We start from the raw sequence: 14,126 nt of genomic DNA, 5'->3' as shown, positions 1-14,126 counted from the left end.
CGCTCCTCACGCCGACTTCCGCCGGCTGCGACCGGACGACGAGGATTGCGCCTTGGTCTTCTTGCCTTCGCTGCCCTCCAGGCTCTTCTTCAACGCGGTCACCAGGTCGACGACATTCTCGCCGCGCCGCTGCACGCGCTCCTCCTTCTCGATCTCGACGCGCCCCGATTTGCCCTTCACCTTCCGCTTCACCAGATCCTGGAGTGCGGCCGCGTAGTTGTCCTTGAAGGCCCCCACATCGAAGGGTGCGGACTTGCGGTCGATGAGCGCGGTCGCGACCTCCAGGAGTTCCTTCTCCGCCTTCTTCCCGGAGATCTCCGAGAACATCGGATCGGCTTTGCGCGACTCGACGTCGACCGGCCCTATGCCTCCGCCAACTTCTGATAGCGGATCGGCTTGCCGGACGGCTTGTGGATCTGGCGAAACGAGATTCGAGCCCCCGTCCGCATCGCGCTGAAGAGCTCGACGGGGACCAGGGAGAGGCGAAGCTGACCTTTCCACAATGCGCGCGCTACCATCGCCACACCTCATTCTTCGCGGCGGCCGGATTGCGGCGCTGGCGGTTCCCGAGTCTGTCTCGGCGGCCTAAAAACATGGAACCGAAACGTTCAAATCGCGGTGAAGTTCCGCCTGTGGCGACGTTCGGTAATACTCCTTTAACTATAACGGTGTCTTAATCTGTGTATCAGGATTTGTGCAGTGCACGTCATCCTTTGACCAAAATTGACGGCAAGAAGGCAGGCTAAAGCAAAAGATCGCAATGCCGCGATGGTTGGCAATGCCGGGGCATACTTGCAAAAGACGTTTGGGCAACCCGGTCATGAGCATGAGCCGCTCTGCCGGGTATTTGGATTCGGGGACTGAATCGATGGAACAGGTAGGATTGGCCGCGACGAGCGATGTGACCCTCTGGTCGCTGTTCATGCAGGCGGGCCTTGTCGTGAAGCTGGTCATGCTGGGTCTGATCGGAGCCTCGGTCTGGACCTGGGCGATCGTCGTCGACAAGTCGCTGAATTACGGGCGCGTCCGGCGCCAGCTCGACAGTTTCGAGCAGGTCTTCTGGTCTGGACAGTCGCTGGAGGAGCTCTATCGCACGCTTTCGGATCGGAACACGACGGGCATGGGCGCGATCTTCGTCTCGGCGATGCGCGAGTGGAAGAAGAGCTTCGAGCGCGGCGCTCGTTCGCCGATCGGCCTGCAGATGCGCATCGACCGCGCGATGGACGTGACGCTCGCCCGCGAATCCGAAAGCCTCGAAGCGCGGCTCGGCTCGCTGGCGACCATCGGCTCGGCGGCTCCCTTTATCGGCCTCTTCGGTACCGTCGTCGGCATCATGACCTCGTTCCAGGCGATCGCCGGTTCGAAGTCGACCAACCTCGCCGTCGTTGCGCCCGGGATCGCCGAGGCGCTGCTGGCGACCGCGATCGGCCTGCTTGCCGCTATCCCGGCCGTCATCGCCTACAACAAGTTCACCGCGGACGCAGGCAAGCTGGCGGCGCGCATGGAAGCTTTTGCCGACGAGTTCTCCGCCATCCTGTCGCGGCAGATCGACGAGAAGCTGCAGCCTTCGCGCCAGGCTGCGCAGTAATCGCCGGGAACGGAGACCACGCTTATGGGTATGGCAGTTGGCGGAGCCAAGGGGTCGGGCGGCGGGCGCCGCCGGCGCAGCGGCCGGAGAGCCACGATCAGCGAAATCAACGTGACGCCGCTCGTCGACGTCATGCTGGTGCTCTTGATCATCTTCATGGTGGCGGCGCCAATGATGACGGTCGGCGTGCCGATCGACCTGCCGGAAACGCAGGCGAAGGCGATGAACGCGGACACCCAGCCGATCACCGTTTCGGTCAATCCGGCCGGCGAGATCTTCCTGCAGGAAACGCCGATCGGCATCGACGAGGTCGTGCCGAAGCTCGAGGCGATCGCCACCACCGGCTATAACGAGCGCATTTATGTGCGCGGCGACACCAATGCCGATTACGGCACGGTGATGAAGGTCATGGCGCGCATCTCGGCCGCCGGCTTCAAGAATCTCGGACTCGTAACGCTCCAAGAACAGGAAAAGTGATCCCAGGCCATGAAGGGCAGTCTTGCTACATCTGCTGTCCTCCACGTCCTGGTCCTGACCTGGGCGCTGGTGTCGCTCGGCAGCCCGGCCGAATTCGAGGTCGCCGATGTCGAGGCGCTGCCGGTCGACATCGTGCCGGTCGAATCGATCACCCAGATCCAGCAGGGCGACAAACAAGCGCCGGCCAAGGAAAAGGCCTCGCCCGTTCCGACCAAGAAGCCGACGCCCGTCGAGAACGCCGAGAATGTCGGCGACAACGATGTGGACATCAAGTCGCCGCCGAAGCCCGACGCCAAGCCGGTGCCGAACGAAGCGGCCGCCGCCCCGGAAAAGACCGAGAAGGCTCCCCCGACCCCCGATCCGGTCCGGGAGGAGATCGAGCAAGTCGAAGAGACGAAGCCGGCTTCCGAGCCTGCGACGGAAGTTGCTGCGCTGCCTGAGCCGAAGCAGGAGGTGATGTCGGACGTGAAGCCGGAAGCGGCGCCGGTCGAGGAGAAGCCGGCGGAAAGCCCCGAGGCCGAGGCTCTGCCCGACAAGGTGCCGACGCCAATGGCGAAGCCCAAGGTCGAAAAACCGGCACAGACCGCCAAGACGCCCGAGCGCAAGAAGGAAGAGGCGAAGAAGGAGCAGAAGAAAGCGAGCTCGCAGAAGGAGAGCGACTTCAACGCCGACGAAATCGCCGCGCTGCTCAACAAGCAAGAATCCTCCGGCGGCGGCGCGAAGCGCTCGACCGAGGAGGCTGCGCTCGGCGGCAAGAAGACGACTTCGGGTGAAAAGCTTTCTCAGAGCGAGATCGACGCACTGCGTGGGCAGATCCAGAACAATTGGTCCATTATCCCCGGCATGGCCGACGCAGCGGATGTGCGCATCACGGTGCGGATGAGACTTGATCCCAACGGCGAATTGATTGGGGAGCCGGAAGTCGAGGCGACCGGCGGCTCCGATGCGGCGCGCCGCGCCCTGATGGGCGGTGCTCGCCGCGCCATTCTCAAATCCGCACCCTTCCAGGGTTTGCCGGCCGACAAATACGACACGTGGAGCGAGGTCGTGGTCAACTTCGATCCGAGCTCGATGCTCTAACTCGATGCTCTAAAAGGATGCAACGCTGAAAGGCTTCATGGAAATGCTGAGACGCAATCTTTTCCGTCTTCTCATGTTGATGTTTGCCGGGGCGCTTTTTGCCGCACCGGCCAATGCGATTGTGGAGATCGACATCAACAAGGGCAATGTCGAGCCGCTGCCGATCGCGGTCACCGACTTCCTGCAGGGCGAACTCGGTCAGAAGATCTCCGATGTGATTGCCGCCGACCTCAAACGCTCCGGACTCTTCGCGCCGGTCGACAAGGGCGCCTTCATCGAGAAGATCTCCAATCCGGATGCCGCCCCACGCTTCGAAGACTGGAAGGTGATCAACGCCCAGGCGCTCGTCATCGGCCGCGTCACCCAGGAGGGCGACGGAAGGCTGAAGGCGGAGTTCCGCCTGTGGGACACTTTCGCCGGACAGCAGATGCTGGGCCAGCAGTTCTATACGCAGCCGGAAAACTGGCGCCGCGTCGCCCATATCATCGCTGACGCGATCTATGAGCGGATTACCGGCGAAAAGGGCTATTTCGACACCCGTATCGTCTATGTCGCCGAAAGCGGCCCGAAGAATGCGCGCAAGCGCCAGCTCGCCATCATGGACCAGGACGGCGCCAATGCTCGCGCGCTGACCAATACGAACGACATCGTGCTGACGCCGCGCTTCTCGCCGAACCGGCAGGAAATCACCTATATGTCGTTCGAGGATCAGCAGCCGCGCGTCTACCTGCTGCAGCTCGAAACCGGACAGCGCGAAGTCGTCGGCAACTTCCCCGGCATGACTTTCGCTCCGCGCTTCTCGCCGGATGGGCAGCGGGTGATCATGAGCCTGCAGCAGGACGGCAACGCCAATATCTACACGATGGACCTGCGCTCGCGCACGACGACGCGGCTGACCAACACCGCCGCGATCGACACGTCGCCGTCCTATTCACCCGACGGAAGCCGGATCGTCTTCGAAAGCGACCGCGGCGGCAAGCAGCAGCTCTACGTCATGGCTGCCGACGGCTCCGGGCAGACGCGTATCTCCTTCGGCGACGGCTCCTATTCCACCCCCGTCTGGTCCCCGCGCGGCGATCTCATCGCCTTCACCAAGCAGTCGGGCGGCAAGTTCTCGATCGGCGTGATGAAGCCGGACGGTTCGGGTGAGCGCATCCTTACCACCGGTTTCCACAACGAGGGGCCGACCTGGGCGCCGAACGGCCGCGTGCTGATGTTCTTCCGCCAGAATGCCGGCGCCGGTGGCCCGCAGCTCTATTCCATCGACCTCACGGGCTATAACGAGCAGCTTGTCCAGACCCAGGGCTTTGCCTCCGACCCGGCCTGGTCGCCGCTGATGGAGTAAAGCGCGTTCAGCTATGCCGGTTTGAATTCCGCCGGCCCCGGAACTTGACGCATCGGCCCGAGATCGGACCCGATTTTCGGAAACCACGATGCGCAAATTCAAAGACGTGCAGTGTCCTTGGCGTGTCCTGAAGAGCGCAAGGCGCAGTAAAGGGGCGGGATATCCACAGCTGCGGCGTGGAATGCGGTCGATGTGCCGCTTTCTCGCCGCAAAGTGCTGGTGTAGCGGGCTTCCCACACATATTTCCGTTTCGTTAACCATATCCGTTGAAGAGCAATTAACCGCTTCCGGTTACAGTCTGGCAACCGTGAATTCAGACACCTCTCTTATGACACTTCTCAAGGAGACCCGGCCCCATGAGCCGAATTGACACCCCGGCCGCAAGCCGCCTGCAGACCGTTGCCCGCAATCCGGTCATGATCGCCCTCGTGATGACGCTTGCCCTTGCCGGCTGCGCCTCGAAGAAGAACCTGCCGAACGACGCTGCCGGCCTCGGCCTCGGCGGTGCCGGAGCGTCAACGCCGGGTTCGCAGCAGGACTTCACCGTCAATGTGGGCGACCGTATCTTCTTCGACACGGATTCGAGCTCGATCCGCGCCGATGCCCAGGCAACGCTCGACCGTCAGGCGCAATGGCTGGCGAAATATCCGAACTACGCGATCACCGTCGAGGGCCATGCCGACGAGCGCGGCACCCGCGAATACAACCTTGCGCTTGGCGCCCGCCGCGCCGCCGCAACCCGCGACTATCTCGTCAGCCGCGGCGTTCCCGCCAACCGCATGCGTACGATCTCCTACGGCAAGGAAAAGCCTGTGGCCGTGTGCGACGACATTTCCTGCTGGTCGCAAAACCGCCGCGCCGTCACTGTTCTCGGCGGAGCCGGAAGCTGATCTTCAGTCCTTATGGAAGCAGAGGGCGGCCCTGGGGCCGCCCTTTTGCTTTTTTACCACACTTTGGCCGAACTCCGTTGCTTTTTCACGGCAATTGGAAAACTGTGCGGCGCTCACCCCAAGGAATCGGCGAATGTACTGCGGCGCGATCGGGGTGGGAGTAATCGGATTCGAACAGGACAAATGATATGAAGAAATTTGTCGTGGCAGGACTGATTGGTCTGACGGCCCTTTCGAGCCTCGGCCCAATGGCGAATGCCATGCCGCTCTCCGGGTTCTTTGCCCGCGTGACCGGAGCCGGCAAAGGCGACGTGCCGGTGGTGCAAGTGCAATCGGCCGACGTCGGTCGGATCGGCCAGCTCGAGGAACAGATCCGCTCTCTCAACGGGCGTATCGAGGAAATGAGCTTCCAACTCCTGCAGATGCAGGAACAGATCCGGAAGTTCCAGGAGGATAACGAGTTCCGCTTCCAGGATCTCGAAAACGGCAGGTCCTCCGGCCAGAAAAGTGGCGCGCTTGAGGCGCCGAAGACGAACGACCAGGCATCCGTCACCCCCGAGGTGACGGAAAGTCCTGCACCGGCCGCTCCGGCCAATGGCGATCTGGCCGCTAGAGATCCAGGCGCCGCGCCGCCGCCGACGTCGCTCGGCCAGATCATTTTCGACGAGAACGGCAATCCGGTCTCGGCCACCACGGATATCGAGCCCGGTGCAAACGCCACGCTGCCGGGCGTTGATACCGGCCCGGCCGCCCAGGTTACGCCCGGTATCGGCGGCAATGCGGCAGGGGGCCAGCAGACGGCTGCGCTCGGCAATGCGGGCGATCTCTATCAGGCTGCCTATGGCCATGTGCTTTCTGGCGATTACGGTTTGGCCGAACAGGAGTTTCGACAATACCTCGAGGCTTTTCCCGAGGGTGAAAACGCGGCTGATGCCAGCTTCTGGATGGGTGAAGCACAATATTCGCAGGGCAAGTTCAGCGATGCGGCGAAGACCTTCCTGAACGCTCACCAGACCTACGGCAAATCGCCCAAGGCACCCGAAATGCTTCTGAAGCTCGGCATGTCACTCGGGGCTCTCGACAACAAGGAAACGGCTTGCGCGACATTGCGCGAGGTGAACAAGCGCTATCCCCAGGCATCGGCCGCCGTGAAGGCGAAGGTGACCAGTGAGCAAAGCCGCTTCGGCTGCTGAGGCCCATTTGATGCCCGACGCCGTCCTCGATGCGGCCCGACGTTTTCTCACATCCTTCGTAAAACCCGGCCGGATACTCGTCGCCGTTTCCGGCGGCAGCGATTCCATGGGCCTGCTCTTCGCCCTGCATTCGGCAATCGCGGAAGTGAAGAACGGCTTCTCCCTTGCCGCCTGCACCGTTGACCACGCGTTACGCCCAGGGTCTGCGGCTGAGGCCGAAGCGGTCGGCAGGTTCTGCGCCGAGCTCGGCATTCCTCATCACATTCTTCGCTGGGAGGGCAACAAGCCCCGGACCGGCATCCAGGCGGCGGCGCGCAACAAGCGCTACGAACTGCTTTCCGTGGCGGCCAGCGCGCTTGACGCCGATTGCATCGCCACCGGCCATACGGCCGACGATCAGCGCGAGACCATCGCCATGCGCGGCGCACGCCACCCGGTCGAAGGCGAAATGGGCGAGGGACAGGGCGCCGCAGGCATGGCGCCAACCATGCTGTATGCCCGGAAGATTTGGGTTCTAAGGCCGTTCCTCCGCATCCACCGCGCAGAGATCCGCGCCTTCCTCAACGCGCGGGGCATCGGGTGGTCCGACGATCCGAGCAATGTCAATCCTCAATTCGAGCGCGCTCGCCTGCGGGCGGATCTGGATGCGTCGGATAGCGCGTCGGCGACCGTTTGGAGCGGGGCGCAACGGGCGACCTCCTCGGCAAGAGCGGCGGCGCTGATCGAGGAACGTGTCAAGGTATACGGGGCGCTGGTGGCGGAGATTGCGACAGCCGAGGCGGGGAAGATGGACGACCCGGATTGGCGCCGCGCGCTGATGTCGGTTGCTGCGGTCCTCGGGGGGCGCGACCACCTGCCGGCGCGCGGAACGATCCAGAGGCTCTCAGGTTTTCTGCAATCGGGCGCGCCGGGCCGCATGACGGCCGGACGGGTGGTCTTCGACCGGCGTCGCCGCGGTCTCTATCTCTTCCGGGAGCCCCGCAATCTTCCCGTCCTTAGCATCGAACCGGGCGGCGAGGGCCTCTGGGACGGGCGCTTCAGCATCACGAGCCGGGGACCCGCCCTGACGGTCAGCGCGGGCGCGGACGGCGCCGCGCTGCGGCAGAGGCTTATTGACGCAGGACTGCCGAAGGGGGCTGCAAAAAAGGTCTCGGAAGTGGCACCTCGCATCGTGCCTGCGGAGGCCGGAACCTCAGGGGGCGAGGCAGCGGTGATCGAGTGCCGTATCGGGCTTTATGACACCTTTTTGCCCGGTTTCGACAGGATCATGGCTGATGCCATTGCCGTACTGTTCGGGCGCGATCGATACCCGGCTCCGCCGGTTCATGATGTTTTGACGGAAAAGGAAGGGTAGCCAGCGGTTTGCCTTGGCAAGGCACTGCGGGAACCCTATGTTAGGGAACACGAGTATGGTCCGGCGAAAGCCGGGCTGCGGCAGGTTCCGGGGAGTTCGATGAACCCTAATTTTCGAAATTTTGCCCTCTGGGCAATCATAGCGCTTCTCCTGATAGCGCTATTCAGCATGTTCCAGCAGCCGACCGAGCGCGCGGGGTCGCGTGAAATTCCCTTCTCGCAGTTCCTGAAGGACGTCGATGCCAATCGCGTCAAAGAAGTGGTGATCACCGGTTCCAAGGTGATCGGCAGCTACTCCGAGAGCGGCTCGACCTTCCAGACCTATGCGCCTGCCGTAGACACTGCGTTTACCGAGCGGCTGGAGGCGAAGGACGTGACGGTGACGGTGCGTCCGGAAGCCGACGGCTCCTCCGGTTTCCTGAGCTATATCGGCACTCTCCTGCCGATGCTTTTGATCCTCGGCGTCTGGCTGTTCTTCATGCGTCAGATGCAGGGCGGCTCGCGTGGCGCCATGGGATTCGGCAAGTCGAAGGCGAAGCTTCTGACCGAGGCGCATGGCCGCGTGACCTTTGACGATGTCGCGGGCGTTGACGAAGCCAAGCAGGACCTCGAGGAAATCGTCGAATTCTTGCGCGATCCGCAGAAGTTCCAGCGTCTTGGTGGACGCATCCCGCGCGGCGTGTTGCTCGTCGGCCCCCCCGGAACCGGCAAGACGCTGCTTGCCCGCTCCGTTGCGGGTGAGGCGAATGTTCCCTTCTTCACCATCTCCGGTTCGGATTTCGTCGAGATGTTCGTCGGCGTCGGTGCCTCGCGCGTCCGCGACATGTTCGAGCAGGCGAAGAAGAACGCCCCTTGCATCATCTTCATCGACGAGATCGACGCTGTCGGTCGTCACCGCGGTGCGGGCCTCGGCGGCGGCAATGACGAGCGCGAGCAGACGCTGAACCAGCTGCTGGTCGAAATGGATGGCTTCGAGGCGAATGAGGGAATCATCCTGATCGCCGCGACCAACCGTCCCGACGTGCTCGACCCCGCGCTCCTGCGCCCCGGTCGGTTCGACCGGCAGGTCGTGGTGCCGAACCCGGACATCAACGGTCGCGAGCGTATCCTCAAGGTGCACGTCCGCAACGTGCCGCTCGCACCCAATGTCGATCTCAAGGTGCTTGCCCGCGGCACGCCCGGCTTCTCCGGCGCGGACCTCATGAACCTCGTCAACGAGGCGGCGCTGATGGCGGCGCGGCGCAACAAGCGTCTCGTCACCATGCAGGAGTTCGAGGACGCCAAGGACAAGATCATGATGGGCGCGGAGCGTCGCTCCTCCGCCATGACCGAGGCCGAGAAGAAGCTGACGGCCTATCACGAGGCCGGCCACGCGATCGTCGCGCTCAATGTCCCCTCGGCGGATCCGCTGCACAAAGCGACGATCATCCCGCGCGGGCGCGCACTCGGCATGGTTATGCAATTGCCCGAGGGCGACCGCTACTCCATGAGTTACAAGTGGATGATCTCGCGGCTTGCCATCATGATGGGTGGACGCGTCGCCGAGGAATTGACCTTCGGCAAGGAGAACATCACCTCCGGCGCCTCCTCCGACATCGAGCAGGCGACGAAGCTCGCACGCGCGATGGTGACGCAATGGGGCTTCTCCGACCAGCTCGGCCAGGTCGCCTATGGCGAGAACCAGCAGGAGGTCTTCCTCGGTCATTCCGTCGCGCAGCAGAAGAATGTCTCCGAAGCGACCGCGCAGAAGATCGACAACGAGATCCGTCGCCTGATCGACGACGCCTACGAGGCGGCGCGCAGCATTCTGACCAACAACCACAGTGAGTTCGTTGCGCTCGCGGAAGGACTGCTCGAATACGAAACATTGACCGGCGACGAGATCAAGGCGCTGATCCGCGGCGAGAAGCCGGCCCGCGATCTCGGCGACGACACGCCGCCGCATCGCGGATCGGCCGTGCCTTCGGCCGGCACGAAGAAGGAAGTCGGCACCAAGGGCGAAGAGCCCGAAGGCGGCTTCGAGCCTCAGCCGCAATAAAAGGCCCGCCAGAACCACCATCAAGGCCGCCGCTCCGGAAGGGGCGGCGGCCTTTTCTCGCATGATCTTTGGTTCTATACATCGGCGCCCAAAGGTTCGCGCGCCTATCATAAGCGCACGCTGTTGCACTTTGAGTCTACTGCATGTCTCCGTAAATCGAGATCAGTTTTACGGAGACATGCAGTAGGTAACGCGCTGTAATGATTTCTGATGATAGGTTTGCTGCCGTTGGTCGCGCTTTTGTGCCAAAGATGGCACAAGGCGACCCGTTGTCCGAATGTTCCGGGCAGCGCGTTATTTGAGAATTGGGGCGGCGGCGCATTTGCTTGCCGGTCCTTGGATGGAAGGTCCGCTACAGTGCCGCGCGTCCTATTCGGAGCGCAGAGGTCACCGTAGCATTTTGAACTGCTGCATGTCTTTGCCCTTGGCTCGAGGTCGATTAAGGAACATGCAGTGGCGAGGTCCCGGAAGATGAAAACCGGTCGTGGAACAGCAAAGAAGACGCGGCCGGCAAAAGGGATCCTGGCGATGCGGGACGATGGAGTACAGATGAAGCGCAAATATTTCGGCACCGATGGCATTCGCGGCCAATCCAATATTTTTCCGATGACGGCGGATCTCGCGATGCGTGTCGGTGTCGCCGTCGGGACCATTTTCCGCAACGGCGCACACCGCCATCGCGTGGTGATCGGAAAGGACACCCGCCTTTCCGGTTACATGCTCGAAAACGCGATGGTCGCTGGTTTCACGGCGGCCGGCCTCGATGTCTTCCTGCTCGGGCCGATCCCCACGCCCGGGGTGGCGATGCTGACGCGGTCCCTGCGCGCCGACGTCGGCGTGATGATCTCCGCCTCGCACAATCCTTTCCGCGACAACGGGATCAAGCTCTTTGGGCCCGACGGCTACAAGCTTTCCGATGAGATCGAGGAAAAAATCGAGGAGCTTCTCGATCAGGACATGACCGCTCAGCTGGCGAAGCCCGAGGATATCGGCCGCGCCAAGCGCGTCGACGGAGACATCTATCGCTACATCGAACAGGCGAAGCGGACGCTGCCGCGCGATGTCACGCTGCAAGGCCTGCGAATCGCCATAGATTGCGCCAACGGCGCCGCCTACAAGGTTGCGCCATCCGCGCTTTGGGAACTCGGCGCCGAGGTGGTGACGATCGGCACGGAGCCGAACGGCGTCAATATCAACCTCGAGTGCGGCTCGACCCATCCGGCAGCCCTGCAGAAGAAGGTGCACGAAGTCCGTGCGGATATCGGCATTGCGCTGGACGGCGATGCCGACCGGGTGGTGATCGTCGACGAGACCGGATCGGTCATCGACGGCGACCAGTTGATGGCGGTGATTGCCGACAGCTGGGCCTCCGACGGCATGCTGCAGGGTGGCGGCATTGCTGCGACGGTGATGTCGAACTTGGGGCTCGAGCGTTACTTGAAGTCGCGTGGACTGAAGCTCCATCGCACCAAGGTTGGCGACCGCTATGTGGTCGAGCAGATGCGTCAGGACGGGCTGAATGTCGGCGGCGAACAGTCCGGACATATCGTGCTCTCCGATTTCGGCACGACCGGCGACGGGCTGGTGGCCGCGCTGCAGGTGCTTGCTGTTGTCAAGCGGCAGGGCAAGTCCGTGAGTGAGGTTTGCCAGCGTTTCGAACCGGTGCCGCAGGTGTTGAAGAATGTACGCATCTCGGCGGGCAAGCCGCTGGAGGACGAGACGGTGCGCCAGGCGATTGCCGACGCTGAAGCGGAGCTTGCGAAGAGCGGACGTCTCTTGATCCGCCCCTCCGGCACCGAGCCGCTGATCCGCGTGATGGCCGAAGGCGACGACCGCGGAAAGGTCGAGCGGATCGTCGACGAGCTGGTCAATGTGATCGGCAGTGTTCGCAGCGCCGCCTGACCTGCGGCTCTTTCGCGGCCTCCGCGTCTCTACTTCTAATGGTTTGATCCCGAGCGGGCTGGATCACGGCCCGCTCGGACGCCTCCTATAAAGAGGTGATTTTTGCGGGACGGGCGCGCTGCAGCTCATTCTGTCCCGGTGTAAGTTATTTAATTCGAATGGGTTTTATCCCAAGGCGACAGTTCGCCTTGAAAGGTGCGGTCGAAGGGGTCGCCCTCGATTGCCGGTCCTTTCATCTATCGTCGGAGGCATGGTGCACAACATCAGCGTTGGTTAAAAAACAAAGTGAATTTCTATGCTTAATCCGAAATTAACCGTCGCATGCGAATTCTGATGCAACCGAAGTTGCATGACCGCTCCGGCGAGACGCCGTGGGCCCCAGAATATCGCGGAGCATGTTATGAACAAGTTCTTGATTGCGACCATTGCTGCATTGTTGGGCGGCACACCCGCAGCGGCCGCTGATCTCTATATCGCGGATCCCGGCGACCCGCCGGTCGTCCTGTCCGGCGGATGGTATCTGCGCGGCCATCTTGGTATGAGCAATCAGCGGCTCGGTCATCTCGAGAACGGGGCGTTCGACGACGTCGCCGTGCACCAGTTCCTCGATAGCGGTAGCTTCGACAGCGCGCCGCTGGGGGGAGTGGGCATCGGTTATCAGTTCAATGATTGGCTGCGCCTCGACGGCATTGTCGAATACCGTGGAAAAGCGGATTTCGCTGCCCTCGACCGGTATGATGAGGATGGCGACGGAGTGTGGGACGGCACCAACGACTATGACGGCGCCAAATCGGAATGGCTGCTGATGGCGAACGTCTATGTGGACATTGGCGACTGGAACGGCATCAAGCCCTATGTCGGCGCCGGCATCGGTGCGTCGCGCAACAGGATTTCGAATTTCCGCGACATCAACGTACCGAATCTGGGCGTCGCCTCGGCGAGCAGTGATCCGACCTGGAACCTTGCCTGGGCGCTGCATGCCGGCGTCGCCTATCAGGCGACCGATCGATTGGCCGTCGATTTCGGCTACAGCTATGTCGATCTCGGCAATGCGCGGACCGGCACCATCCGCAGCTATGACGGGAACTTCTCGTCACCGCCGATGCACTTCGAGGACATTACCTCGCACGATTTCAAGCTCGGCATGCGCTACTCGCTACAATAGCGTGCCGACGGCTCAACATTGCCGCACTTCGTAAGGGTCGCAGAGGCGGCCCTTTTTGCCAAATGCCGCAGTTAATAAACATAGTTAACCCGCGGTTAACTTGTCCCGGCCAATAGTTAACGCCAACGGTCATGCCGGCATCTCCGCCGGCGTTCGCAATGGTGAAGAGGCGGGACTATGGATTGGCGGAACGGGATTTGCGGCATGGCTCTGGGTGCCGGCCTGCTGCTTTCCGGCACGGCAGAGGCCGCCGACGAGGATCTGCTCAACGCGCCGGAGATCACCATTTCGCCCGAAGGAACGGCTGGTGGCCGGCTCTATCTGCGCGGCGACATGAGCTATGCGCCGTGGCGTGAGGAGGGCGACCCTTACTACCGAAACTTCGATGGCGCCGGCTATGAGATCGTTCCCTTCGACAGCGCCCGCTTCGATCGGCCGGTCGCGGTTGCGATCGGTCTTGGTTATCAGTTCACGGATATCTTCCGTGGGGATGTCACGGCTGAATATTTCGAGGGCCGTTTCGATGGGTCATCGCTTACGGCCACGCCTTGCGCGGGCGAGGGGGCCGGAACCTCCTGCTCCTTTTCCCACAGCGCCAATTTTTCCGCACTCGGATTGATGGCGAATGGCTATGTGGATCTCGCAACGCTCGCGGGTTTCACGCCCTATCTCGGTGTCGGCCTTGGCGCAGTCCATATCGACTGGAAAACGGTTCATGAAAGCTCGGCCTGTATCGCGGCCGGAGGTGCATGTGCCGGTTCGGCGGGCGCAGCCTCCTTCAAGGGGCGCGACAGCTGGCGTTTCACCTATGCGCTTATGGCTGGCGTCTCCTATGATTTTACCGATCGACTGAAATTGGATCTGGGCTATCGCTTCTCGCGCATTGCCGGCGGCGACATGTTCGACTTCGGGGCGGAGGCGCTTGCCGGTGCAACCGGCGCCAAGGGCCATGATGACGGACTCACCCGGCACGAAATCCGCGTCGGCCTACGTTTCGCATTCTGATTGCCGCGGCTCGGCTTGCCTCAAGACCTGAAGCGCGTCGCGAGCGCCGCGCGTCTTTTCAGATGCGCAAGGTCGCTGGAACTCTTTGAA

At 62.3% G+C, this 14,126-nt stretch carries 12 protein-coding genes; 11 read left to right on the top strand and 1 reads right to left on the bottom strand.

Annotated elements, in window-relative coordinates:
• Positions 1 to 6: 6 nt before the first annotated feature.
• Complete coding sequence (locus SJ05684_RS30400; RefSeq protein ID WP_050980020.1) at positions 7 to 327, bottom strand: Ku family protein; 321 nt, start codon at positions 325 to 327, stop codon at positions 7 to 9.
• Between the two features lie 541 nt (positions 328 to 868).
• Between SJ05684_RS30400 and tolQ the strand changes: the two genes are divergently transcribed.
• The 11 genes from tolQ to SJ05684_RS13125 all read left to right on the top strand — a co-directional run bounded on the left by tolQ (position 869) and on the right by SJ05684_RS13125 (position 14,036).
• Entirely contained in the window at positions 869 to 1,588 is a 720-nt protein-coding gene (tolQ, locus tag SJ05684_RS13175) for a protein TolQ (RefSeq protein ID WP_034855163.1), read from the top strand.
• A gap of 24 nt (positions 1,589 to 1,612) precedes the next feature.
• Positions 1,613 to 2,065 carry a protein TolR gene (tolR, locus tag SJ05684_RS13170; RefSeq protein WP_034855120.1) on the top strand — a complete coding sequence of 151 codons (453 nt, stop codon included), beginning with the start codon at positions 1,613 to 1,615 and terminating at the stop codon, positions 2,063 to 2,065.
• A 9-nt stretch (positions 2,066 to 2,074) separates the two neighbouring features.
• Positions 2,075 to 3,145, top strand: coding sequence for a cell envelope integrity protein TolA (tolA, locus tag SJ05684_RS13165; protein WP_034855121.1), 1,071 nt, complete (start codon positions 2,075 to 2,077; stop codon positions 3,143 to 3,145).
• A gap of 37 nt (positions 3,146 to 3,182) precedes the next feature.
• Positions 3,183 to 4,490 carry a Tol-Pal system beta propeller repeat protein TolB gene (gene tolB / locus SJ05684_RS13160; protein WP_085939078.1) on the top strand — a complete coding sequence of 436 codons (1,308 nt, stop codon included), beginning with the start codon at positions 3,183 to 3,185 and terminating at the stop codon, positions 4,488 to 4,490.
• Between the two features lie 356 nt (positions 4,491 to 4,846).
• Positions 4,847 to 5,380: a peptidoglycan-associated lipoprotein Pal gene (gene pal, locus SJ05684_RS13155; protein WP_034855122.1), complete on the top strand. Its 534-nt coding sequence runs from the start codon at positions 4,847 to 4,849 to the stop codon at positions 5,378 to 5,380.
• 188 nt (positions 5,381 to 5,568) lie between these two features.
• On the top strand, positions 5,569 to 6,573 hold the full coding sequence (ybgF, locus tag SJ05684_RS13150; RefSeq protein ID WP_034855123.1) for a tol-pal system protein YbgF: 1,005 nt from the start codon (positions 5,569 to 5,571) through the stop codon (positions 6,571 to 6,573).
• 10 nt (positions 6,574 to 6,583) lie between these two features.
• On the top strand, positions 6,584 to 7,927 hold the full coding sequence (gene tilS / locus SJ05684_RS13145) for a tRNA lysidine(34) synthetase TilS (protein WP_034855124.1): 1,344 nt from the start codon (positions 6,584 to 6,586) through the stop codon (positions 7,925 to 7,927).
• A 99-nt stretch (positions 7,928 to 8,026) separates the two neighbouring features.
• Positions 8,027 to 9,964 carry an ATP-dependent zinc metalloprotease FtsH gene (gene ftsH, locus SJ05684_RS13140; protein ID WP_034855125.1) on the top strand — a complete coding sequence of 646 codons (1,938 nt, stop codon included), beginning with the start codon at positions 8,027 to 8,029 and terminating at the stop codon, positions 9,962 to 9,964.
• A gap of 549 nt (positions 9,965 to 10,513) precedes the next feature.
• Positions 10,514 to 11,866, top strand: a complete 1,353-nt coding sequence (gene glmM / locus SJ05684_RS13135) for a phosphoglucosamine mutase (protein ID WP_034855167.1) — start codon at positions 10,514 to 10,516, stop codon at positions 11,864 to 11,866.
• 400 nt (positions 11,867 to 12,266) lie between these two features.
• A complete protein-coding gene (locus tag SJ05684_RS13130) occupies positions 12,267 to 13,031 on the top strand; it encodes an outer membrane protein (RefSeq protein WP_034855126.1) in 765 nt (254 codons plus the stop codon).
• Between the two features lie 177 nt (positions 13,032 to 13,208).
• Positions 13,209 to 14,036 (top strand): outer membrane protein, encoded by an 828-nt coding sequence (locus SJ05684_RS13125; protein ID WP_502587499.1) that lies wholly within the window; start codon positions 13,209 to 13,211, stop codon positions 14,034 to 14,036.
• The last annotated feature ends 90 nt before the right edge of the window (positions 14,037 to 14,126 follow it).

Origin of the sequence: Sinorhizobium sojae CCBAU 05684, from assembly GCF_002288525.1 — a bacterium.
Classification (GTDB): domain Bacteria; phylum Pseudomonadota; class Alphaproteobacteria; order Rhizobiales; family Rhizobiaceae; genus Sinorhizobium; species Sinorhizobium sojae.
Note: the sequence above shows the minus strand (reverse complement) of the source record. Positions and strands in the feature narration are given on the sequence as shown.